This window comes from Streptomyces marianii, assembly GCF_005795905.1.
Lineage (GTDB): Bacteria > Actinomycetota > Actinomycetes > Streptomycetales > Streptomycetaceae > Streptomyces > Streptomyces marianii.
The window spans coordinates 5,094,936-5,116,848 of sequence record NZ_VAWE01000001.1; the positions used below are offsets into that span (position 1 = coordinate 5,094,936).

Genomic DNA, 21,913 nt, shown 5'->3' on the forward strand with positions numbered 1-21,913 from the left:
CTGTCTCCTCTCGGCGCGCTGCCTCATCGCGCGCATCACAGCGTTGCCTCCAGGGCGTCACGGAGCCGGCGGAGCAGGGCGATGTCCGGATCCGCGGACACCTCCATCACGCGCGCGACATCGAGTGGCGGGTCGGGCGCCATGGCGCTCGGGCGAGGAGTCTCGACGAGCCCGGCCGCAGCCAGCCGGCGTACGTCGACGAGGGTGTGGAACGCGGGACGTCCCAGGGCCCGGGCGATGTCGGCGGGGGTGCGCACCCCGTCGGCCAGGTCGAGGACGGCGCGCTGCCGCGGGGCGGCCCGCACCGGGGCGGGCCGGGGGGAGGGCACCACGGGCGCGGTGTCCGTCTCCGGATGCGCCCAGAGACGGTCCAGCAGGGCCCGGCGCCGCAGGGTCTCGCGCTCGACCACTTCGGCTGCCACGGGCCGTACCGGGCCTATCCAGTGGGCCACGCCGTAGCGGAAGCGGGTGGGGCCGTTGCTCGGTGCGAGGGCGAAGAACGCCGCGTCGAAGAGCGCACCGAGATGGCATATCTCCAGCTCGCCCCCGGACACCAGACCGCTGTCGACGAGGTACCGGCCCACCGCGCCGTTCGCCCCGGCCTCGCGGAGAGCCTCCGTCCAGCCCTCGGCGCGCAGCCGCCCGGTCGCGGCGAGCAGGACGTCGATCCCCGGAGCGGTGGGGCTCTCGGCGTGGACGACGCGGCCCTCGACGAGGTAAAGCGTTCCCCGGTCCCGTAAGAGGGCGCCGGTGGCCCGTTCGGAGGCCAGCCGCAGCAGCATCGGTGAGACGGTCACTCCAGCACCAGCCGCTCGGTCAGGTCGCGCATTCTGAGCCGGGCGAGGGCGAGGTTGCCGTCCGCGCGGTCGAGCCAGAGATGGAGCAGGACGCTGCTGTCGAAGCTCGTCTCGACGAAGCGCAGAACGTGATAACACGTACGGGTGGTGACGACGACGTCCTCCACCGGAGGATTCTTGCCGTGTTTCGCGTCCGGGGGGCCTTCTGCGGCCCCCACGGGAGTGAAGGTGGGATGCTCCGCCGCCATGCGCGCCAGTTCCGCGGTCTCGGCCGCCGCCGTCTCGTGGTCGTTCCCGGCCGCGTCCCCGACCGTGCCGAGGGCGAGTCCGCTGGTCCAGTCGACGAGGGCGGCACCGCGCACTCCGGGTAGCCGCATGGCGTGGAGAAGACACTCGTCGATCCCGGGCACGCGAAAATCCCCCTCCAGCACGTGTGCGTACGGCTCGGACGCACGTCCGTAGCCGTAAGGTTACGCACCGCAGTGGTGGCAGGTGGAAGTTCTGGCATTTTCCATCGGAACATGCGGGCGGTCCGCTAAGGTCCGCTGCCCGCCGCCCGGGTCGGCCCTGACCGCACGCCGCCGCCGTCGGGCCGGGCCATGCCAGGACACCAAGGGCCCTCGCCGAGCCCGGGGTCGAGGGGCCCGGTCGACCGTGTCACAGGCCCGCGGAGCCGTGGGCCCGCGCGCCGCGGAGCCGGGGTCGCCGGATACACCGACCCCGCCAGATCCTTCCATGGGCCCGCGCGCCGCGGAGCCCGGGCCCATGTGGTCCGGGCCCGCCGGGTTCCGGCCGGGCCCTCAGTCCGTGGAGCCCCACGCCGCCGTCTCCTCGTGCCGCAGCCTCATCCACAGCTTGTTCACGACCCACAGCACGATGCCGACGGCGATCAGCACCCCGGCCCGGATGTACACGTCCGAACCGCGCTCCGAGAGCGGGCTGGCCAGGACGACCGAGGTGATCGCGCCCAGCACCGGAAGGACCGTCGGGGTACGGAAGTGGGCGTGCTCGACGCGGTCCTTGCGCAGCACCAGCACCGCCACGTTGACCACCGCGAAGACGCACAGCAGAAGGAACGCGGTGGTGTCGCCGAGTCCTTCGATCTCACCGGTCGAGACGAGGACGATGGCGATCAGGGTGACGAAGACGATGCCGGTGACGGGGGTGCGGCGGTGGGGGAGCACCCGGGCCATGCCGCGCGGCAGCACCTTCTCGTTGGCGAGGCCGTAGCAGAGCCGCGAGGCCATCATGATGTTGATCAGCGCGGAGTTGGTGACCGCGAAGAGCGCGATGGCCGCGAACAGCCTCGGCGGGAAGTCGACCCCGCCGGCCTTCACCACCTCCAGCAGCGGGCCGTCCGACTCCGCGAGCACCCGGTAGTCCACCAGCAGCGACGACACCAGCGCCACGAGGACGTAGATCGTGCCGGTCACCCCGACACCGATGAAGATGGCGCGGGGGAACGTGCGGACCGGGTCCTTCGTCTCCTCCGCCATGTTGACGGAGTCCTCGAAACCGACGAAGGCGAAGAATCCCAGTGCCGTGGCGCCGAGCACGCTCGTCAGCAGGGCGTAGCCGGTGCCGCTCGAGTGGAACTCGCCCAGCCTGGACGGCTCCCCGCCGCCGCTCAGCACGGCCCAGGCGCCGATCCCCAGGACCACGGCCAGACCGGACAGTTCGACCAGCGTCAGCACCATGTTCGTCTTCACCGACTCCGCGACACCCCGCAGGGCGATCGCGGCGAGGCCGAGGATGAAGGCGATCGCGATCGCGGTCGGCGGGATCGCGTCGGTGAACTCCTGGAAGTAGTCACCGCTGAACGCGCGGGCGGCGGCGCTCGCCGACGACAGGCCCGAGCACATGACCATGAAGGCGATGACGAAGGTCAGGAAGGGGAGCCGGAACGCCTTCTGGGTGTAGAGCGCGGCCCCCGCCGCCTTCGGGTACTTGCCCACGAGTTCGACGTACGACGCCGCCGTCAGCAGGGCCACGACGAAGCCGATCAGGAACGGCAGCCAGAGCGCCCCGCCGATCTTCCCCGCGACCTTCCCGGTCGTGGCGTAGATGCCGGTGCCGAGGATGTCGCCGATGACGAAGAGGATCATCAGCTTCGGGCCGATGGCCCGTTTCAGCGACCCCTCGTGCTCCTGCGGTCCCGTGGACGTGGATGTGGCCATGGATCCTCTCCCGTTCCCGTTCCCGTTCCCGTTGCCGGCTGGGAAAGTCTCTGCCCGACCACGGGTCCTTGATGCCCGCGGCACGCCGGGCCGTTGGGCTGTCCGGGGGTGCGGGTCGTACGGGGCCGTACGGGGTCGGCGGCCGGTCGGCCGCGGGGAGCGATGCCCGCCGGGCGGTGACTCGTGCTGCCGGGCGTGGTGCCCGCCGGGCGGTGACTCGTGCCGGGCGTGGTGCCCGCGACGGCCGGTGCTTTCGGCAGGGCGGTACGACGCCGGGGCCGGAGACCGTCGCGCGGTGCGCAGGCCGCTGCCGGGAGCCCTTCCGGCGCGAGCCTGCCCGGGGGCCTTCGGGTGAGGGGCGGTACGACGTCGCGGTCGGGGACCTCCGGCGAGGGGTGGCGCCACGCCGCGGCCCTGGGGCCTCCGCACGGGGCCGTGTGACCGGGGCCGGTGCGGGCTTCCGGCCGGGGCGGAGCCGCCGCGCCCGGCGTCAGTCGCTGCGCGCCTCCACCGCGGCCGCGACGTCCGCGAGGTCCTTCGCGACGGCCTTGGCCACGGCCCGCTCGCCCAGCGGGCCGAGCACCTTGGCGAGCAGCCCCGCGACGCCTCCGGGTGTGCTGCCGGAGAACGTCATCCGGACCGTCGTCGTCTCCGGGCCGTCGGGACGCAGCGCGAACTCCGACACATAGTGCGTGCCGTGGCTGTCGGCCTCGACGACGAAGCGCTCGGTCGGCTCACTGGCCGTCACCCACATCTCCTCGGTGGCCTCCTTGCCGAACATCCGCCGGGTCTCGCGCCAGCGGGTGCCGACACCGAAGGGGCCCTCCGTGAGCTTCTCGATGCGCTCCACGCCGCTGAGCACCCGCTGGGAGCCCTCGACGTCGGTCAGCGCGTCCCAGACGCGGTCCACGGGCGCGGCGATGCGCCGCTCGACGACGACACTTCTGCTTGTCATGGCTTCATGGAACCACCGGGGTACGACAGTCGCCCGCTACCGGGACTAATCGCAGTGCTCCCCCGTTTACGGGGGGGGGTGAAGCGATTCTCAGTGCTGTTCTGACGCGCGGGCTAGAGCGGACGATTCTGCTGCTCGATGTACTGACGGACAGCCGACGGTGGAGCCCCGTCGACTGACCCGGCGAAGTAGGAGCCGGACCACAGGCGCTGTGCCCGCCAGTAGTGCCGGACCAGCTCTGGGTACTCCTGGCGGAGCCTGCGTGAGCTGACGCCCTTGAGGCTGTTGACCAGCTTGGAGACGGCGACCTTGGGCGGGAAGTTCACCAGTAGGTGCACGTGATTGGTCTCGCCGTTGAAGTCGACCAGCTCGGTTTCGAAGTCCTCGCAGACGCTGCGCATGATCTCCTCCATGCGCTTCAAGTGGGCGTTGGTGAAGACGTTGTGCCGGTACTTCGTCACGAAAACCAAGTGCACGTGCATGACGAACGTGCAGTGTCTACCAGTGCGGATGTTCTGATACTCAGCCATAAACCAACTGTAGTACGATCGTTGGCATGCGGCTCAGGTACTCCTTCCGTGTGTACCCGAACGCTCCTCAGCGCACGGCGTTGGCGAAGGCGTTCGGGTGTGCCCGCGTGGTCTGGAACGACGGGCTGTGTCTGCGCCAGGACGCCTACAAGCAGGGCGTGGAGCGGCCGAAGGCGGCGGAGCTGTCGAAGCGGTTGGTCGCCGAGGCGAAGAAGACCGAGGAACGGGCCTGGCTGTCCGAGGTGTCGGCCGTGGTCCTCCAGCAGTCCCTGCGGGACCTGGAGACCGCCTACTCCAACTTCTTCGCGTCGAAGAACGGCACCCGCAAGGGTCCGAAGACGGGGCCGCCGAAGTTCAAGAAGAAGACCAGCCGCCAGGCGATCCGGTTCACCACGAACGCTCGCTTCTCCGTGACCGCTGACGGCAAGCTCCGCCTGCCGAAGATCGGTGACGTGGAAGTCCGCTGGTCCCGAGACCTTCCCTCCGCTCCGTCGTCCGTGACGATCATCAAGGACGCAGCCGGCAGGTACTTCGCCAGCTTCGTCGTGGAGGCCGAGGGCAAGCCGCTGCCGGAGCTGGACCTGGACGACACCGAGACCGGTATCGACCTGGGCCTGTCGACCTACGCGGTCCTGCGCGGCCGGAAGGTCAGCTCGTCGAAGTTCTTCCGCCGCCAGGCCGAGAAGCTCAAGCGGGCTCAGCGCAAGCTGTCCCGAGCCCGGAAAGGCTCGAACAACCGTCGCAAGGCCAAGCTCGCCGTAGCGAAGATCCATGCACGCATCGCCGACCAGCGACGCGACTTCATCGAGCAGGAAACCACCAAGATCACGCGCGAGAGCCAAGCCGTGTACCTGGAAGACCTGAACGTGAAGGGCATGGGGACGGCCAAGGGCAAGCGCGGCAAGTCCGTCCACGACCAGTCGCTCAGCATGTTCGCCCGCACCCTCGAAGCCAAATGCGCACGGTACGGACGCACCTTCGCCAAGGCCTCCCGCTGGTTCCCCAGCACGCAACTGTGCTCCGCCTGCGGGTCGATCGAGGGGCCGAAGGGACTGGAAGGACTCAAGGTCCGGAACTGGGTGTGCTCCTGCGGGGCAGCCCACAACCGGGACGAGAACGCAGAACTCAACCTCCGCCGTGAAGGACGGCGCATCGTGGCCGAGGGACGCCCGGACACGTAAAACGCCTGCGGAGCCCACGTAAGACCCGGCACGCCGGGCAGCGGGTGATGAAACAGGAACCACCCGCGACCGCCGTCCAACAACGACGGCCCGGTGGGAATCTCCCCCGTTCACGGGGGAGAGCGTCAAAGCAGTGCGTCCGGCCGGTCCCCGCCCGACTCGGCCACTATCTCCCGGACCGTCTGCGGCGCCCGTACGGTCGAGAACCGGACCCCGCCAGGATCCGCGTGGAAGCCGTGGACGCCCGGCCGGGCGAGGCTGTTGTAGGCGTAGTGGCTGCTGAAGTAGTACGCCCCGGTGTCCAGCGCGGCGACCACGTCGCCCGGCTCCAGCAGGGGCAGCTCCCGCGCCTCCGCCAGCAGGTCGCCCGCGAAGCAGGCCGGCCCCGCGACGTCCTGGACCACGGCGGCACCGGCCTTCGGCGCGCCCTTCGCGTCGTACGCGGCGATCCGCAGCGGCCATGAGGCCGGGTCGTACACGGTGCGGGTGGCGACCTGGACACCAGCGTGGGTGACGGCGATGGGCCGGGCGCCGGTGGTCTTGGTGTACTCGACACGGGTGAGGACCGTGCCATGCTTGGCGAGCAGCGACCGGCCGAACTCGGTGACCAGCCCGTAGCGGCCGTCGAACAGACCGGGGACCGCGTCGCGCAGCGCCCGGGCGTAGTCGGAGAAGGTCGGAGTCTCCTCGTCGGAGGCGAAGTTGACCGGCAGCCCGCCGCCGATGTCGACGGTGTCGACCTGCTGCCGGCCGGCGGCCGCGTTGATCTCCTCGGCCAGCTCGTACACGGCCCGGACCCCGTGGGCCATGAGCTCCAGGCCCAGCCCCTGCGAGCCCGAGTGGGTGTGCAGGCGTGTGAGCCAGGGCCGGTCGAGGTACGCGCGCACGACGCGCTCGCGGGTGCCCTCGTCGCGCAGGGCGACGCCGAACTTCGAGGTCGCGGTGGCCGTGGACAGCGCCCCGATCGCGCCGGCGCCGATCTGCGCGTTGACGCGAAGCCCGAGCTGCGAACCCCGGGACCCGGACCCGGACCCGGACCCGGAGCCGGACCCGGAGCGGATCAGGTCGTCGATGCGGTCGAGTTCCTGGAGGTTGTCGGCGTTGACGGCGATCCCGAGGCCGAGCGCCTCGGTCAGCTCGGCCCGGGTCTTGGCCGGCGAGTCCAGCACGATCCGCTCCGGCCGTACTCCGGCGGCGAGCGCCAGCGCGAGCTCGCCCGGGCTCGCGACCTCCGCCCCGACGCCCTCGGAGTCCAGCAGTCGCAGCACCGGCACCAGCGGTGCGGCCTTCACGGCGAAGGCGTGGAGGACGGGGGCGTCGGTGATCTCCTCGAAGGCGGCCCGCAGCGCGGCGGCCGAGGCCCGCACCCCGGCGATGTCGAGAAGCCCGGCGACGGGGGCGGTCTCCGTGAGCAGGCCGTGTTCCACGGCCGCTCGTACGGCCTGGTCACGACGGTCTGAAGCCTGGTGCGCCATGGTCTCCAGTCAATCATCCGGGCCGGGGCGGGACCCACCCGTACCGGGAGACCGCGCCCGGCTTCCCGCGGCCACCGGGCGGTGCGCCCCGCCCCGCCTGTTCCCGACCTCTTCGCGAGGCCCTGTTGACTGGATTTATTCAGGACGCCAGGATGTGAATAGTCGAATCAACGCCGCGAGGAGGCATCGGCATGTCTGGACCCCGCCCCGTACGGGCACCGCGTGGTACGGAACTGAGCGCCCTTGGGTGGCAGCAGGAAGCCGCGCTGCGCATGCTCCAGAACAACCTCGACCCGGAGGTCGCCGAGCACCCCGACAAGCTCGTCGTCTACGGCGGCACCGGCAAGGCCGCCCGCGACTGGCGCTCCTTCGACGCGATGGTCCGCACGCTGAGGACGCTGAAGCAGGACGAGACGATGCTCGTCCAGTCCGGCCGCCCGGTCGGCGTGATGCAGACCCACGAGTGGGCGCCCCGCGTGCTGATCGCCAACTCCAACCTCGTCGGCGACTGGGCGAACTGGGAGGAGTTCCGGCGCCTGGAGGCCCTCGGCCTCACCATGTACGGCCAGATGACCGCCGGTTCCTGGATCTACATCGGCACCCAGGGCATCCTCCAGGGCACGTACGAGACCTTCGCGGCCGTGGCGGCCAAGAAGTTCGGCGGCACGCTGGCCGGCACGATCACGCTGACCGCCGGACTCGGCGGCATGGGCGGCGCCCAGCCGCTCGCCGTCACCATGAACGACGGCGTCGCCATCTGCGTCGACTGCGACCCGCGCGCGATCGAGCGCCGTATCGAGCACCGCTACCTCGACGTGAGGGCCGACAGCCCGGAGCACGCGCTCCGGCTGGCCACCGAGGCCCGTGACGCCCGCCGCCCGCTCTCCATCGGCGTGCTCGGCAACGCGGCCGAGCTGGTGCCGCAGCTGCTCGCGATGGGCGCGCCGATCGACATCGTCACCGACCAGACCTCCGCGCACGACCCGCTCGCCTACCTGCCGACGGGCGTCGACTTCGACGACATGGCCTCGTACGCGGCGAAGGACCCCGCCGGGTTCACCACCCGCGCCCGCGAGTCCATGGCCCGGCACGTCGAGGCCATGGTCGGCTTCATGGACGCGGGCGCCGAGGTCTTCGACTACGGCAACTCGATCCGCGGCGAGGCGCAACTGGCTGGATACGACAGGGCGTTCGCGTTCCCCGGCTTCGTCCCCGCCTACATCCGGCCCCTCTTCTGCGAGGGCAGGGGCCCGTTCCGCTGGGCCGCGCTCTCCGGCGACCCCGCCGACATCGCCAGGACCGACAGGGCGATCCTCGACCTCTTCCCGGAGAACGAGTCGCTGGCCCGCTGGATCAGGATGGCCGGCGAGCGCGTCCACTTCCAGGGCCTTCCGGCCCGTATCTGCTGGCTCGGCTACGGCGAGCGGGACCGCGCCGGCGAGCGGTTCAACGACATGGTCGCGAGCGGCGAGCTCCGGGCTCCGCTGGCCATCGGCCGCGACCACCTCGACTGCGGCTCCGTCGCCTCCCCGTACCGCGAGACCGAGGCGATGCTCGACGGCTCGGACGCCATCGCCGACTGGCCGCTGCTGAACGCCATGGTGAACGTGGCCTCCGGCGCCTCCTGGGTGTCGGTCCACCACGGCGGCGGCGTCGGCATGGGCCGTTCCATCCACGCCGGCCAGGTCACCGTCGCCGACGGCACCGGGCTCGCCGGCGAGAAGATCCGCCGGGTGCTGACGAACGACCCCGGGATGGGCGTCATCCGGCACGTCGACGCCGGTTACGACATCGCCGAGTCCGTTTCCGAGGCGAAGGGCGTCCGCGTCCCGATGCGGGAGGGTGACGCCCGGTGACCGTGCACGACCGGCAGCCGGCCGGCCCTTCAGCGGGCGGCCGCTCCATGGACGCCCCCGCCGCGGTCGGCTCGGCGGCCCCGCGGCCCCGCTCGTTCCAGGAGATGTGGGCCGATCTGCAGGGCATCGGCCGGGACGCGAGCAGCGGCGGATACCGCCGCTACGCCTGGACGGGGGCCGACGCCGACTGCCGCGACTGGTTCAGGGAGCAGGCCGAGGCCCGCGGCCTCGCCCACGAGACCGACCGCAACGGCAACCAGTGGGCCTGGCTGGGCGACCCCACCGCCGGTGACGCCGTCGTCACCGGCTCCCATCTGGATTCCGTGCCCGACGGCGGCGCCTTCGACGGCCCCCTCGGCGTCGTGTCCTCCTTCGCCGCACTCGACGAACTCCGCCGCAGAGGTGTGGAGTTCACCCGGCCCCTCGCGATCACCAACTTCGGTGACGAGGAGGGTGCCCGCTTCGGCCTGGCCTGCGTCGGCTCCCGTCTCACGGCCGGGCAGCTGACGAAGGAGCAGGCGTACGCGCTGCGCGACGCCGACGGCGTGAGCCTGCCCGAGGCCATGGAGGCGGCCGGCCAGGACCCGGAGACCATCGGCGCCGACCCCGAACGCCTGGCCCGCATCGGCGCGTTCGTGGAACTGCACGTCGAGCAGGGCCGTGCCCTGGACGTCTCAGGCGACCCCGTCGGGATCGCCAGCGCCATCTGGCCGCACGGCCGCTGGCGCTTCGACTTCCGGGGCGAGGCCAACCACGCGGGCACCACCCGCCTCGCCGACCGCCGCGACCCGATGCTGACGTACGCGGAGACCGTCCTCGCCGCCCGCCGCGAGGCCGAACTCGCGGGCGCCCTCGCCACCTTCGGCAAGGTCTCCGTCGAGCCGAACGGCGTCAACGCCATCCCGTCCCTCGTCCGCGGCTGGCTCGACTCGCGCGCCGCCGACCAGGCCACCCTCGACACGGTCGTCGCCGCGATCGAGCAGGCCGCCAAGGACCGTGCCCAGCGCGACGGCGTCGACCTCGCCGTCGTACGGGAGTCGTCCACCCCGGTCGTCGAGTTCGGGCACGCGCTGCGCGACGAGATCGGCCGGCTGCTGGGCGGACGGGCCCCGCTGCTCGGGACCGGCGCCGGACACGACGCGGGAATCCTCTCCGCGGCCGTGCCGACCGCCATGCTGTTCGTACGGAACCCGACGGGCGTGTCCCACTCCCCGGCCGAGTACGCGGCCGAGGACGACTGCGTCGCCGGGGTCCTCGCACTCGCCGACGTACTGGAGGGCCTCGCGTGCAGGTGACGACGTACTGGCTGGAGCACGCCTGGCTCGGCACGCACGTCGAGCCGGGCGTGTCCCTGGACGTCGCGGACGGCCGGATCACGGCCGTCCGCGACGGGGCGGACACCCCGGAACCGGGGGCCGAGGTGCTGCGCGGCCTGACGCTTCCCGGACTCGCCAACGCCCACTCGCACGCCTTCCACCGCGCGCTGCGCGGCCTGGTGCAGGTCGGCTCCGGGACCTTCTGGACCTGGCGCGAGTTCATGTACCAGGTCGCCTCCCGGCTCACCCCGGAGAGCTACCACGCGCTGGCGCGCGCCGTGTACGCGGAGATGGCGCTGGCGGGGATCACGGTCGTCGGCGAGTTCCACTACGTGCACCACGCGCCCGGCGGCAAGCCGTACGCCGACCCCAACGCGATGGGCGAGGCGCTGATCGCCGCCGCGGCGGACGCGGGCATCCGCATCACGCTGCTCGACACGGCGTACCTGTCCTCGGCCATCACGAACAAGCACGGCGGGGAGCCGCCGGACCAGCACCAGCTCCGCTTCTCCGACGGCACCGCCGAGGCGTGGGCCGAGCGGGTGTCCCTGCTCAAGGGCGGGGAGCTGGCCCGGATCGGCGCGGCGGTCCACTCCGTACGCGCGGTCCCCGCCGCGCAGCTGCCCGTGGTGGCCGCCTGGGCGGCGGAGCGCGGTGCGCCCCTGCACGTCCATCTCTCCGAGCAGACCGCCGAGAACGACGCCTGCCTGAAGGTGCACGGCTGCACGCCGGCGCGGCTGCTCGCCGACCACGGCGTACTCGGCCGGCGCACCACCGGAGTCCACAACACCCATCTCACGGGCGAGGACATCCGCCTCCTCGGCGACAGCGGGACCGGCACGTGCATGTGCCCCACCACCGAACGGGACCTCGCCGACGGCATCGGCCCCGCGAAGGCCCTCCAGCAGGCGGGCTCACCGCTGTCGCTCGGCAGCGACAGCCACGCGGTGATCGACCTCCTGGAGGAGGCCCGCGCGATGGAGTTGGACGAACGGCTGCGCACGCGCACCCGCGGCCACTGGACGGCCGCTTCCCTGCTGCGCGCCGCGACTGCGGACGGCCAGGCGGCGCTCGGCTGGGACGACGCGGGACGTCTGGAGCAGGGGGCGCTCGCCGACCTCACCACCGTCGCACTGGACTCGGTGCGCACGGCCGGCCCGCTGCCGCGCCTGGGCGCGGAGACCGCGGTCTTCGCGGCCACCTCGGCGGACGTCCGTCACACGGTCGTCGCCGGGCGCCATGTCGTACGCGACGGGATCCACACCCTGGTGCCGGACGTGCCGTCGGCCCTGTCGGAGGCGATCGGGGCGCTGCGCGGCTGAGCGGCTCACCGTGCGCGGGCACCGGGCGGCGGAGCGGGCCGCGGGGCGGGCGCGGTGCCGTGCGCGTCGCGCGGGCTTGTTGTGCGGTGCGCGGTGCCGTGTGCGGTGCGCGGCCGTGCCCCGCACACGGGCCCGGCGCTGCCCGGGACGCGGCCGGGCGGGCCGTGGCCCGGCGATGACCCGTACCGGCCCGGGTCAATTCGTAACGGGGAACATCACGTTCATGCTAGTGCCGCGTCAGGCAAGGTTTGCACGGGGCGAACGTTGCCTGATGCGGCACTGGGCGTCCTCCGTGGGGGATGGGGCGGGGTGCGACTCCGCACAACCGCCGCAGAGGCCGGGCTCCGCCGCGCGGAAGGCGTGGTCGCAGCGCGCGCAGCGACTGGATGTGGACGGCGAGCCCGATCGCCAGGCAGGACAGGCCCCGGTGCTGGGCGAGGTGGTTGCCGACGACCGTGAATCCGGAGGTGTGTGCCTCGGTCACCTGACGGACGCCGCGGCGCGGTCGGTGAACCGGCTCCTGGGCGGGCGGGGCCGCGTTAAGCTGCGTGACAGCCATCGGGAAGAGGCCTACTTCCTGGGTGGTGAGGCCCTCGTTCGGGATGCCAGTCCCGGCCGGGGGCCGTTGCATGTGCCGTGGCATATGCGGGAGTTGTCATGCCGACCTTGCCCTGGCGATGCCGGCGGAATCCAGCGCTCCGGGGCAGGATCACTCGCCTGAGTGACGCATGGGAAAAGGTCAACACGGTGGCGTGTGGTGGGTCTTTTCTCCCTGGTGATGGAGTGGTTGAGCGCCTGCACCACGGGCGTCCGGGCCCGTGGCACCCGGGTTTCCGGGCTTCGGGCGGCCGCTCGGGCCGTACGGTGCCGATGTCGGCCCTCCGTGTCGGGCACTCCTTCGGAGGAGAGGAGCGCATGCCTTTCGCGGGCATGCGGTGCCTTGCCCCGGAGGGAGCGGTGCGTGGGACGGCGTGCTCTCGAACCTCGATCGGGGGGCCGAACGAATCGGCCGTTGAATTCGGCCGATACTCTCGGCATTCTTGGCTCCATGCCCCGAACTGCGATGTCCGAGGATCCGAGAGTCCGGCGCCTGGAGCATGCCACGCAGCGCCTGACCGATGCGGAGAAGGAGTTCCAGGACGCGTTGATCGACCTCCTGACGCACGGTCCGCGAGGAGCGCAGGCAGCAGCGACGCGCATCACCGGTATGAACCGTGACACCCTGCGTCGGCGCCACCGGGACCATGAAGTCCGGGAGAGCCGGGAGAGCCGGGAGAAGCAGGACCGAGCGGCCGACGCAGCCTGACCGACACAGTCCCCACCCAGGGAGCGCGACATGACCTCGCAGCCGAGTGAGCCGACCGGCGGGCCGCTCATCCGCATGCCCGCGAAGACCCCGGCGGCCCTCCGAGCAGCCGTTGCGCGGCTCGACTCCGAAGCCCTGCCGCGGTTCGACTCCGACTGGGCCTCGGCCATGGACCAGGCTCGCGACCAGTTCAGTCTGCTGCCGGGACGGCACTTCACGGAGCACTGGTGGGCGTGGGTCGCCGTAACGCGCTGGCCCGCGCAGGCTCGTCGGTTCCGTGAGTGCGAACGCATCGTGGCCACGTCCGACGACCGCAGTGCCCGCAGAGCCGCTGCTGCCGAGATCGCTCGCATTCTCCAGGACGCCCAGGCGGCTGCGGCGTGAGTGACTGGACGTGGGAGTACCTGCCTGATGCGGAGCACATCGTCGGCGGCCTCACCGAAAATCAACGCCGAGACGTCGAACACGCCGCACAACGCATCGCCGATGCCGGCGGAGTGCGCCGTATCGGCCGGCCGTTCGACATCACCGAATCGGCCTCCGGCGTCCTGAGCCACGGTGACGGGCCCGTCATGCTCTGGTACCAGGAGGACTACCGCGATGACGTGGTGCTCATCTTGCGAGCCCACCACTTCAACGCCGACGGGCCTTCCGACGAGGACTGACCACGGCACGGCGACGGTGGCGGTGTCGGGCAGGCCGGGGCCCTTCCGCGGCGCACGGGTTTCCGGGCTTCGGGCGGCCGCTCGGGCCGTACGGTGCCGATGTCGGCCGCGCCCCGGGGCGCGGTGAGGACCGGCGGAGCGTCCGGGGCCGTCCGTTGCTTCGGTCAGGACCGCCGACGCATCGGGCGGACTCGGCGCCCGGGCGGCCGGACACCGGGGAATGGCCCGGGCCGGGTCGGGGTTGGATCGGACATGAACGCCGCCACTTTCGACCCGCGCACACTGCTCGCGGAGAGCCGTCTCGGAGTCCTGGCGACCATCAAGTCGGACGGGCGCCCGCAGCTCTCGCCGGTCATGCCCTACTACGACCGGGACGCCGACGTCCTCTATGTCTCGATGACCGAGGGGCGGGCCAAGACGGCGAACCTCCGCCGGGACCCGCGCGCCGCGCTGGAGGTGACCAGCTCCGACGGCTGGGCCTGGGCGACGGCCGAGGGCACGGTGACCCTCACCGGGCCGGGAACCGATCCACACGGTCCCGAGGTGGAGGCGCTGGTGGCGTACTACCGCCGCGCCGCCGGGGAGCATCCGGACTGGGACGAGTACCGGTCGGTGATGGTGTCCGACCGCAGGGTGCTGATGACGATGCCGGTCGACCACGTGTACGGCTCGAGGATCGTCTGACGCACGCACGGTGCCCCCGGCCGGCTCCCTCGGGACCGGCGGGGGCGGGGATCGTCCGACGCGCGGACGGAGAACGTGCCCGGGCCCCTCGGGACCGGCCGGGGCCGGTGAGAGGCGCCTGTGGAAGCATGGGACCCGTCACGGTGTGCCCCTCTCCGTAGGGGGACGGAAGGCCACGGAGAGGAACCATGAGCAGCACTCTCATCACCCGTATCGGCACCCTCGTCACCAACGACCCCGCCCTCGGCGACGGCAGCCCGCTCGGTCTGATCGAGGACGCGGCCCTCGTCCTCGACGGCGGCAGCGTCGTCTGGGCCGGCCGTGCCGCCGACGCCCCGGACGCCGACGAGCGCCACGACGCGGGCGGCCGCGCGGTCATCCCCGGGTTCGTGGACTCGCACTCGCATCTCGTGTTCGCCGGCGACCGCACCGCCGAGTTCAACGCCCGTATGTCCGGCCGCGCCTACTCGGCGGGCGGGATCAGGACGACCGTCGCCGCGACCCGCGCCGCGAGCGACGAGGAACTCGAGGCGAACCTCACCCGCTACCTCGACGAGGCGCTGCGCCAGGGCACCACCACCTTCGAGACCAAGTCCGGGTACGGGCTCACCGTGGCCGACGAGGCCCGCGCCCTGCGCATCGCCGCGCGGCACACCGAGGAGGTGACCTACCTCGGTGCCCATATCGTGTCCCCCGACTACGCGGACGACCCCGCCGCGTACGTCGCGCTCGTGACGGGCGAGATGCTCGACGCCTGCGCCCCGCACGCCCGCTGGGTCGACGTGTTCTGCGAGAAGGGCGCGTTCGACGGGGACCAGGCCCGTGCGATCCTCACGGCGGGGACGGCCAGGGGACTCGTTCCGCGCGTGCACGCCAACCAGCTGACCTACGGACCCGGCGTCCAGCTCGCCGTCGAGCTGGAGGCGGCCTCCGCCGACCACTGCACGCACCTCACCCAGGCGGACGTCGACGCCCTCGCGAGCGGAAACACGGTCGCCACCCTGCTCCCGGGTGCCGAGTTCTCCACTCGCGCCGAGTGGCCCGATGCCCGCAGGCTGCTCGACGCGGGGGTGACCGTCGCGTTGTCGACGGACTGCAACCCGGGCTCCTCGTTCACCTCCTCCGTGCCGTTCTGCATCGCCCTGGCGGTACGGGACATGGGGATGACGCCGGACGAGGCCGTCTGGTCCGCCACGGCGGGCGGAGCCGCCGCACTGCGCCGCACCGACATCGGCCGCCTGGCGCCCGGCGCCCGCGCCGACCTCGTCGTCCTGGACGCGCCGAGCCATGTCCATCTGGCCTACCGTCCGGGGGTTCCGCTGGTGCGCGAGGTGTGGCGACGGGGGGCGCGAGCGGTCTGAGGATCCGGCGGGGCGCGAACGCCGGGGGAAGGCGTGCGCCAGGAGCCGCGAGTTGTCCGGCGGACGGTTTCGGTGCGCCGGTCCGGGGGCGGGCGACGCCCCGCGATTCGCCCCATTGGCACCGCCTTCCACAGGACTTCACACCTCTTCCCGGGTTGGTCACAGCTTGACCCTCACTCCCTGTTGCGGGGCGTTTTCGGCCGGTACCGTCCTGTCCGGGAAAGCTCGAGGGGGAGACCGGGGGTCGAGTTGAGCGGTGTGCGCATTCGTGTCGTCAGGCCCGGGGAGCTGGACGAGGGGGAGGCCGAGTCCTGGCGCGAGCTGCGCGCCAAGACCGGTGCCCCGGCCAGTCCTTTCATGGAACCGGAGTTCACCCTGGCCGTCGCCGGGGTGCGACCGGCCGCCAGGGTCGCGGTCGTCGAGGACGACGGAGTACCGGCCGGCTTCTTCCCCTACGAGAAGGGCCCGTTCGGGTACGGCCGGGCCATCGGGTTCGGTGTCTCCGACTGCCAGGGGGCCGTACTGCGGCCAGGACTGGTCCTCTCCGCGCGCGAGCTGCTGCGGGCCTGCTCGCTCTCCGTGTGGGAGTTCGACAACCTGGAGGCGGGGCAGGGCCTCTTCGAGCCGGGCGGAGCCGAGGAGTTCGCCTCGCCGGTGATCGACGTGGGCGAGGGGTACGCCGTGTACGAGGAGCGGCTGCGCGAGCAGTCGCCGAAGTTCCTCAGGACCACCACGGCCAAGGAGCGCAGGCTGGGCCGGCAGGCGGGCGAGGTGCGGTTCGTCTTCGACGAGCGCGACCCCTCGGCGCTGCGCACGCTGATGGCCTGGAAGTCCGCCCAGTACCGGAGGACCGGCCGCCGGGACCGCTTCGCCCGGGAGTGGATCAGCACGCTCGTGCGGCGGCTCCACGACACGCGGGCGCCGGGCTGCTCGGGCGTGCTGTCCGTGCTGTACGCGGCGGACCGCCCGGTCGCCGCGCACTTCGGGCTGCGCTCGCGCACGGTGCTGTCCTGCTGGTTCCCGGCCTACGACACCGCGTACGCGAAGTACTCGCCGGGGCTGATCCTGCATCTGCGGATGGCCGAGGCCGCGGCGACCGCGGGCATCGGGATGCTCGACCTCGGCCGCGGCGCCGCCGAGTACAAGGACGCTCTCAAGACCGGTGAACTCCGGGTACGCGAGGGCGCGTCCGTCCGGCCGGGTCCGGCGGCCGCGCTCCACCGGCTGAGCCGCGAGCCGGGGCGGCGAGCCCACGGCTTCGTCCGCAGCCGGCCCCGTCTCGCCGGGTACGCGCAGCGGACACTCAGCCGGATCGGCCGGCTGAGGGGCAGGGGTGACTGACCGTCCGGCCGGCGCGACGGCCGCACCCTTCGCCGCACGTGCTCGCGCACCGGTCGGTCGCACGTGTTCGCGCACCGGCCGCGCACCGGTCGTACCGGACCGCGCCGGGGCGGGGCTGCGCCGGGGCGGGGCCGACCGGATCGGACCGCGCTGGGGCGGGGTCGACGGGCACCGGGCATGCACCGGTCGTACCGGACCGCGCCGGGACGGGGCAGACGGACACCGGGCATGCACCGGTCGCACCGGACCGCACCGGAACGGGGTTGCGCCGGGGCGGGGCCGACCCGATCGGACCGCGCCGGGGCGGGGCCGACCGGATCGGACCGCGCCGGGACGGGGTCGACGGGCACCGGGCATGCACCGGTCGTACCGGACCGCACCGGAACGAGGCCGACCGCACCGGACCGCGCAAGGGCGGGGCCGACCACCGGACCGTGCAAGGGCAGCGCGCCGACGACACCACCTGGGAGTCCTCCATGCCGAACGTCCCGCCGCGACCCCACGCCATGCAGGTCGCCGAGCTCGACCTCGACACCCTCGATCCGCCGTCGTCCGCGGAACCGCACGTGGCCCGGGGCGCCCCCGCCCACGGTGTGATCGCCCTGCGTCCCGGGCCCGGCGGGGCCCCCGTGGGGCCGGGGGAGGTCTTCGTGCTGGTACGGCGCCGGGGCCGTCCCGTCGGCACCCTCACCGCGACCGTGCCGGACGGGGCCGACCCGGCGGAGATCCTGGCCGCGGTGGCCCGTGACCGGCTGGCGCCGGGCGTCGCGGGCCGCCCGGCGCGCGAGGCCGTCACCCGCCGTCGCGCCGCTCCGCACCCTGCCGCGCCCCCGGCTGCCGCCGCTCCGGAAGGGGCCGCGCACCGGGCCGCTCCGCCCCGGACCAGCGTTGTCGTCGCCACCCGCGAGCGCCCCGGCCGGCTCGCCCGCGCCCTGGACTCGCTGCTCGCCCAAGACCATCCGGACTTCGAGGTCGTCGTCGTCGACAACGCGCCGCTGACCGGCGCCACCCGGGAGCTGATCGAGCGCAAGTACGGTGAGCGGGTGCGCTACGTGCACGAGCCCGTGCCGGGTCTCGCCGTCGCCCACAACCGCGGTGTCGCCGCCTCCGACGGCACCGTGCTCGCCTTCACCGACGACGACGTCGTCGCCGATCCGCACTGGCTGACCGCGCTCACCGCACCGTTCGCCGAGGACCACCGCATCGGCTGCGTCACGGGGCTGATCCTCCCCGCGCGCCTCGGCACACCCGCCCAGATCCTGCTGGAGAGCCACGGCGGCTTCGCCAAGGGCTTCGCTCCCCGCACGTACGATCCGGCGCGGCCGCCCGCCGACGAGCCGCTGTTCCCCTTCACCGCGGGCCGTTTCGGCTCCGGTGCCAACATGGCCTTCCGCGCCCGGGTGCTCAGGGCGGCCGGCGGCTTCGACCCCGCGACCGGCACCGGCACCGCGGCCCGCGGTGGCGACGACCTCTACGCGTTCGTGCGGATCCTCGTCGACGGCCACCGGCTGCGGTACACGCCCGACGCACTGGTCTGGCACCACCACCGGGAGACCGAGCGCGACCTGCGGAACCAGGCGTTCGGCTACGGCGCCGGCCTCACCGCCTACCTCACCGCGCTCGTCGCCCGCCGGCCCGGCCTGCTTCCGGCGCTGCTCGCCCGGCTGCCCCGCGGCCTCGCCCACGCCCGGACCACGACCGCGCACCGCGACGGCGCCGTCGGCGTGCCCGGGGAGCACGGGGCCGGCGGCCACCCATGGCCGCGCAGCCTCTCCCGGCTGGAGCGGCGCGGGATGCTCGCCGGGCCCCTCGGATACGTCAGGGCCCGCCGCCGGGTCCGCGGCCTGCCGCTCCCCTGGGAGGAGAGATGACCTCGTCACGTACACCGCGGGCGCCCCGCGTGCCGCATGAACCTCGAGTGTCCCAAGGACCCCTAGGCCCGCAAGGTTCGCAAGGCCCGCAAGTACCCCTAGGCCCTCAAGGCCCGCAAGTACCCCTAGGCCCTCAAGGCCCGCAAGGCCCCCAACGACCTCGTGCCACGCCAGATCCCCGAGAGCGCCCAGAGCGCCCAAAGCCCCGAGAGCCCCAAGAGCCCCCAGAGCCCCGAGAGCCCCAGGCGGCCCGAGCACGCCAAGAGGGCCGAGCAGCCCGCATTCCCGTCCTGCTCTACCACGCGGTCATGGACGATCCGCCCGACTGGATCGCCGAGTTCACCGTCACTCCCGCGGAGTTCGCCGCCCAGCTCGACGCCGTCGTCGCCAGTGGCCGCACGCCGATCATGATCAGCGCCCTCTCGGACCACCTCGCCGGACGCGGCGCACCCCTGCCGCCCCGGCCCGTCGTCCTCACCTTCGACGACGGCTTCGCCGATCTGCCCGGACCCACCGCCGAGGCCCTCGCCGACCGCGGACTGCCCGCGACCGCGTATCTCACCACCGGCGCCATCACCCGGGGGCTCCGCAGTCTGCTGCCGCCCGCCCCGATGATGACGCTGGCCCAGGCTCCGCTGCTGGAGCAGCACGGCATGGAGGTCGGCGGCCACACCGTCACCCATGCGCAGCTCGACACGCTCGGGGCCGGGCGGCTGCGCTACGAACTGCACCACTCCAAGGCCGTCCTGGAGGACGCGCTCGGCCATGAGGTGCGCCATCTCGCCTACCCGCACGGCTACAACAGCAGGGCCGTGCGCCGGGCCGTCCGGGCGGCCGGGTACGAGTCCGCCGTCGCCGTACGCCACGCGCTCAGCTCGGAGACCGACGAGGCGTACCGGATCGCCCGGCTCATCCTGCGCCGCGGCCACACCGTCGCCGACGTCGAGGCGTGGATGGACGGCACGGGTGCGCGGGCCGCCCCGTACCCGGACTCGCTGTCCACCGTGGGCTGGCGCCTCTACCGACGGGCGCGGGCGGCCGTGAAGGGCCCGGAGTTCGCGGGCTGACGGGTGAAGATGGTCGAGAGTCACCCAAATCCGAATCAGGTTCCTATACTTCGCTGAAGGGGCAGCGGCGTGACGGCCGCGCCCACATCCGTGGGGGGAGTCGCACGGTGCAGCAACGCGTGCCCACACCGGTCACCGGGGGCAGCGCGCTGCCGCCCGTGGAGCGGACCGAGGACCACCGGCCGTCCACCGGGCCCGGCGCCCCGCCGCGGAGCCGGCCGTCCCTCCCCGACCTCGCCTGGCTCCCGCTGCTCCTCGGCCTCGGCCTGTGGTCGTACGCGCTGCCGCGCATCGGCTTCCGCACGATGGGGGAGTACGGGCTCCTCGACCGGCTGCCGGCCGTGTTCTTCGCCGCGCTGCTCGTGCTCACCGGCGGTTTCCTGCTCGCGCTGCGGCGCGCGGGCACCGCGCCCTGGTGGCCGGCCGCGTACTGCGTGGCGATGCTGTTCGCGCTCAAGGCCCCGCCCGCGGTCCTGTACGACTCGGTGCGCTACCCGTGGGCCTCCAAGCACGACGCCGTCGTCAACACCCTCCTCGCCAACGGTGAACTGCGACCGCACGCCGCGCTGTCCGGGAACATGTCGGCCTACGACCAGTGGCCCGGCTTCTTCGGCCTCAACGCCGCCCTGGTGCGCGCCTTCGGCGTCGAGAGCGCCGCCGCCTACCTCAACTGGGCCCCGGTGGTGCTGGGGCTGCTGCTCCTGCCCGTGCTGGTCCTGCTGTACCGGACCTTCACCGAGGACTGGCGGCTGGTGTGGACCGGAGTCTGGATCTTCCAGCTCGCCAACTGGGTCGGCCAGGACTACCTCGCCCCGCAGGGCTTCGCGTACCTCCTGCATCTGACGGTACTGGCCGTGGTGCTGCGCCACTTCGTGCTGCCGGGGTCGGCCGGGAGGCTGCGCGACCGTACCTTCCTCGACCCGGCCGCGGCCGCCGTGCCGCCGCCGACCGGCCGGCGGCAGCGCGCCGTCTGCGTGCTGGTCCTCACGCCCCTGATCGCCGCGATCAACGCCTCGCACCAGCTCACCCCCGTGATGCTGTGCGTCTCGCTGTTCGCCCTGCTCTTCACCCGCCGCTACCGCAACCACGGACTCCTCGCCGTCGCCGGAGCCCTGATGCTGGCCTGGGACCTGACGATGGGGCGGCCGCTGTTCACCGAGACGCTCGGCACCCTGCGCGAGTCGCTGGGCGAACTGACCCGCAACTCCCGTGCGGGGTACGCCGGACAGCTCACCGGACCGGGACCCGAGCTCGCCGGCCGGGCCAACGTCCTGATGGTGCTCGCGGTCGCCGTGCTCGCGGCGGTCGCCGTGCTCACGCGCCGCAGGCTGACCCGGAGCGCCCTGCCGCTGCTGCTGGTGTCGGCGGCGCCGCTCCCGCTGTTCGCCGTCAACGACTACGGCGGCGAAATGCTGTTCCGCGTCTATCTGTTCGGGCTGCCCGGCGCCGCGTTCTTCGCCGCCGCGGCCCTCGTTCCGGCCGCCGGCGCGCCCCGGGACGCCTCGGCGCGCGCCAGAACCGTCCACCGGCGCGTGGCCCACGTCGCGCTGCCCGTGTCGCTGGTGGCGCTCACCGCCGGATTCCTGCCGTCGTACTACGGCAAGGAGAGGATGAACTACACCCCACCCGCCGAGACGGCACTGGTCACCAGGGCCATCGACCGGGCACCCGAAGGGAGCCTCGTCCTCGCCGCCACCGGGTCCTTCCCGATGGCGCTGCACCGCTACGACCGGCTGGAGCACTGGTTCTTCGCCGAGCAGGAGCTCCCCGCCAACGAGCGGATGCTCGCCGACCCGGCCCGCCATCTGGCCGACGGCATCCCCCCGGGGACGCGGGCGTACGTCGTCCTCACCCGTACCCAGGACATCTACACCGCGGGCGAGGGGCTGCTGCCTCCCGGCGGCTTCGCGACGCTGCGCGGCGAGCTGGCCGCGTCCCCGCTCTTCACCGTCGTCGAGGAACACCCCTACGGCGTCGTACTCGAATACCGATCACCAGCGAGGTGAGTC

General features: G+C 72.8%; 19 protein-coding genes. 13 read left to right on the top strand and 6 right to left on the bottom strand.

The features are described from left to right. Positions 1-35: 35 nt before the first annotated feature. The 5 genes from FEF34_RS23025 to tnpA all read right to left on the bottom strand — a co-directional run bounded on the left by FEF34_RS23025 (position 36) and on the right by tnpA (position 4,459). Positions 36-782, bottom strand: a complete 747-nt coding sequence (locus FEF34_RS23025) for a transcriptional regulator (RefSeq protein WP_234043142.1) — start codon at positions 780-782, stop codon at positions 36-38. Between the two features lie 11 nt (positions 783-793). Continuing rightward, the gene (locus tag FEF34_RS23030) at positions 794-1,207 is read right to left on the bottom strand and encodes a hypothetical protein (protein ID WP_171053052.1); all 414 of its coding nucleotides are present in this window, start codon (positions 1,205-1,207) and stop codon (positions 794-796) included. 390 nt (positions 1,208-1,597) lie between these two features. Next, on the bottom strand, positions 1,598-2,974 hold the full coding sequence (locus FEF34_RS23035) for an APC family permease (RefSeq protein WP_138054840.1): 1,377 nt from the start codon (positions 2,972-2,974) through the stop codon (positions 1,598-1,600). A gap of 490 nt (positions 2,975-3,464) precedes the next feature. Next, a complete protein-coding gene (locus tag FEF34_RS23040; RefSeq protein WP_138054841.1) occupies positions 3,465-3,929 on the bottom strand; it encodes an SRPBCC family protein in 465 nt (154 codons plus the stop codon). 113 nt (positions 3,930-4,042) lie between these two features. Next, positions 4,043-4,459: an IS200/IS605 family transposase gene (gene tnpA / locus FEF34_RS23045; protein WP_138054842.1), complete on the bottom strand. Its 417-nt coding sequence runs from the start codon at positions 4,457-4,459 to the stop codon at positions 4,043-4,045. A 26-nt stretch (positions 4,460-4,485) separates the two neighbouring features. Between tnpA and FEF34_RS23050 the strand changes: the two genes are divergently transcribed. Then, positions 4,486-5,640, top strand: a complete 1,155-nt coding sequence (locus tag FEF34_RS23050) for an RNA-guided endonuclease InsQ/TnpB family protein (protein WP_138054843.1) — start codon at positions 4,486-4,488, stop codon at positions 5,638-5,640. Between the two features lie 125 nt (positions 5,641-5,765). Here the strand turns inward: FEF34_RS23050 and FEF34_RS23055 are convergent, their stop codons facing one another. Next, complete coding sequence (locus FEF34_RS23055) at positions 5,766-7,115, bottom strand: type III PLP-dependent enzyme domain-containing protein (RefSeq protein ID WP_138054844.1); 1,350 nt, start codon at positions 7,113-7,115, stop codon at positions 5,766-5,768. 191 nt (positions 7,116-7,306) lie between these two features. On the opposite strand from FEF34_RS23055, the gene hutU reads away from it, so the two are divergent. The 12 genes from hutU (at position 7,307) to FEF34_RS23125 (ending at position 21,910) form a co-directional block, all read left to right on the top strand. Next, positions 7,307-8,971 carry a urocanate hydratase gene (gene hutU / locus FEF34_RS23060; protein ID WP_138054845.1) on the top strand — a complete coding sequence of 555 codons (1,665 nt, stop codon included), beginning with the start codon at positions 7,307-7,309 and terminating at the stop codon, positions 8,969-8,971. Between the two features lie 47 nt (positions 8,972-9,018). After that, the gene (locus FEF34_RS23065; RefSeq protein ID WP_234043146.1) at positions 9,019-10,266 is read left to right on the top strand and encodes an allantoate amidohydrolase; all 1,248 of its coding nucleotides are present in this window, start codon (positions 9,019-9,021) and stop codon (positions 10,264-10,266) included. Next, on the top strand, positions 10,257-11,609 hold the full coding sequence (locus FEF34_RS23070) for a formimidoylglutamate deiminase (protein WP_138054846.1): 1,353 nt from the start codon (positions 10,257-10,259) through the stop codon (positions 11,607-11,609). The genes FEF34_RS23065 and FEF34_RS23070 overlap by 10 nt, the downstream gene beginning before the upstream one ends. A gap of 1,048 nt (positions 11,610-12,657) precedes the next feature. After that, complete coding sequence (locus FEF34_RS23080; protein WP_138054848.1) at positions 12,658-12,915, top strand: hypothetical protein; 258 nt, start codon at positions 12,658-12,660, stop codon at positions 12,913-12,915. A 30-nt stretch (positions 12,916-12,945) separates the two neighbouring features. Further along, positions 12,946-13,299 carry a DUF6247 family protein gene (locus FEF34_RS23085; protein WP_138054849.1) on the top strand — a complete coding sequence of 118 codons (354 nt, stop codon included), beginning with the start codon at positions 12,946-12,948 and terminating at the stop codon, positions 13,297-13,299. After that, positions 13,296-13,580, top strand: a complete 285-nt coding sequence (locus FEF34_RS23090; RefSeq protein WP_138054850.1) for a hypothetical protein — start codon at positions 13,296-13,298, stop codon at positions 13,578-13,580. The genes FEF34_RS23085 and FEF34_RS23090 overlap by 4 nt, the downstream gene beginning before the upstream one ends. Before the next feature lie 252 nt (positions 13,581-13,832). Continuing rightward, positions 13,833-14,264, top strand: a complete 432-nt coding sequence (locus FEF34_RS23100; protein WP_138054852.1) for a PPOX class F420-dependent oxidoreductase — start codon at positions 13,833-13,835, stop codon at positions 14,262-14,264. 188 nt (positions 14,265-14,452) lie between these two features. After that, entirely contained in the window at positions 14,453-15,625 is a 1,173-nt protein-coding gene (hutI, locus tag FEF34_RS23105; RefSeq protein ID WP_138054853.1) for an imidazolonepropionase, read from the top strand. 258 nt (positions 15,626-15,883) lie between these two features. Next, a complete protein-coding gene (locus FEF34_RS23110) occupies positions 15,884-16,966 on the top strand; it encodes a GNAT family N-acetyltransferase (protein ID WP_138054854.1) in 1,083 nt (360 codons plus the stop codon). 506 nt (positions 16,967-17,472) lie between these two features. Then, positions 17,473-18,837, top strand: coding sequence for a glycosyltransferase (locus tag FEF34_RS23115; RefSeq protein WP_138057670.1), 1,365 nt, complete (start codon positions 17,473-17,475; stop codon positions 18,835-18,837). Positions 18,838-19,145: 308 nt separating this feature from the next. Then, positions 19,146-19,904 (top strand): polysaccharide deacetylase family protein, encoded by a 759-nt coding sequence (locus tag FEF34_RS23120; protein WP_138054855.1) that lies wholly within the window; start codon positions 19,146-19,148, stop codon positions 19,902-19,904. 107 nt (positions 19,905-20,011) lie between these two features. Beyond that, entirely contained in the window at positions 20,012-21,910 is a 1,899-nt protein-coding gene (locus FEF34_RS23125; protein WP_234042524.1) for a hypothetical protein, read from the top strand. Positions 21,911-21,913 lie beyond the last annotated feature (3 nt).

What these genes read in the sequence shown, in the direction of transcription:
- FEF34_RS23085 (WP_138054849.1), top strand. Translation starts at nt 12,946, where the DNA reads ATGACCTCGCAGCCGAGTGAGCCGACCGGCGGGCCGCTCATCCGCATG.
- FEF34_RS23035 (WP_138054840.1), bottom strand. Translation starts at nt 2,974, where the DNA reads ATGGCCACATCCACGTCCACGGGACCGCAGGAGCACGAGGGGTCGCTG.
- FEF34_RS23065 (WP_234043146.1), top strand. Translation starts at nt 9,019, where the DNA reads ATGGACGCCCCCGCCGCGGTCGGCTCGGCGGCCCCGCGGCCCCGCTCG.
- hutU (WP_138054845.1), top strand. Translation starts at nt 7,307, where the DNA reads ATGTCTGGACCCCGCCCCGTACGGGCACCGCGTGGTACGGAACTGAGC.
- FEF34_RS23115 (WP_138057670.1), top strand. Translation starts at nt 17,473, where the DNA reads ATGCAGGTCGCCGAGCTCGACCTCGACACCCTCGATCCGCCGTCGTCC.
- FEF34_RS23040 (WP_138054841.1), bottom strand. Translation starts at nt 3,929, where the DNA reads ATGACAAGCAGAAGTGTCGTCGTCGAGCGGCGCATCGCCGCGCCCGTG.
- FEF34_RS23025 (WP_234043142.1), bottom strand. Translation starts at nt 782, where the DNA reads ATGCTGCTGCGGCTGGCCTCCGAACGGGCCACCGGCGCCCTCTTACGG.
- FEF34_RS23120 (WP_138054855.1), top strand. Translation starts at nt 19,146, where the DNA reads ATGGACGATCCGCCCGACTGGATCGCCGAGTTCACCGTCACTCCCGCG.
- FEF34_RS23050 (WP_138054843.1), top strand. Translation starts at nt 4,486, where the DNA reads ATGCGGCTCAGGTACTCCTTCCGTGTGTACCCGAACGCTCCTCAGCGC.
- FEF34_RS23100 (WP_138054852.1), top strand. Translation starts at nt 13,833, where the DNA reads ATGAACGCCGCCACTTTCGACCCGCGCACACTGCTCGCGGAGAGCCGT.
- FEF34_RS23055 (WP_138054844.1), bottom strand. Translation starts at nt 7,115, where the DNA reads ATGGCGCACCAGGCTTCAGACCGTCGTGACCAGGCCGTACGAGCGGCC.
- FEF34_RS23080 (WP_138054848.1), top strand. Translation starts at nt 12,658, where the DNA reads ATGCCCCGAACTGCGATGTCCGAGGATCCGAGAGTCCGGCGCCTGGAG.
- tnpA (WP_138054842.1), bottom strand. Translation starts at nt 4,459, where the DNA reads ATGGCTGAGTATCAGAACATCCGCACTGGTAGACACTGCACGTTCGTC.
- hutI (WP_138054853.1), top strand. Translation starts at nt 14,453, where the DNA reads ATGAGCAGCACTCTCATCACCCGTATCGGCACCCTCGTCACCAACGAC.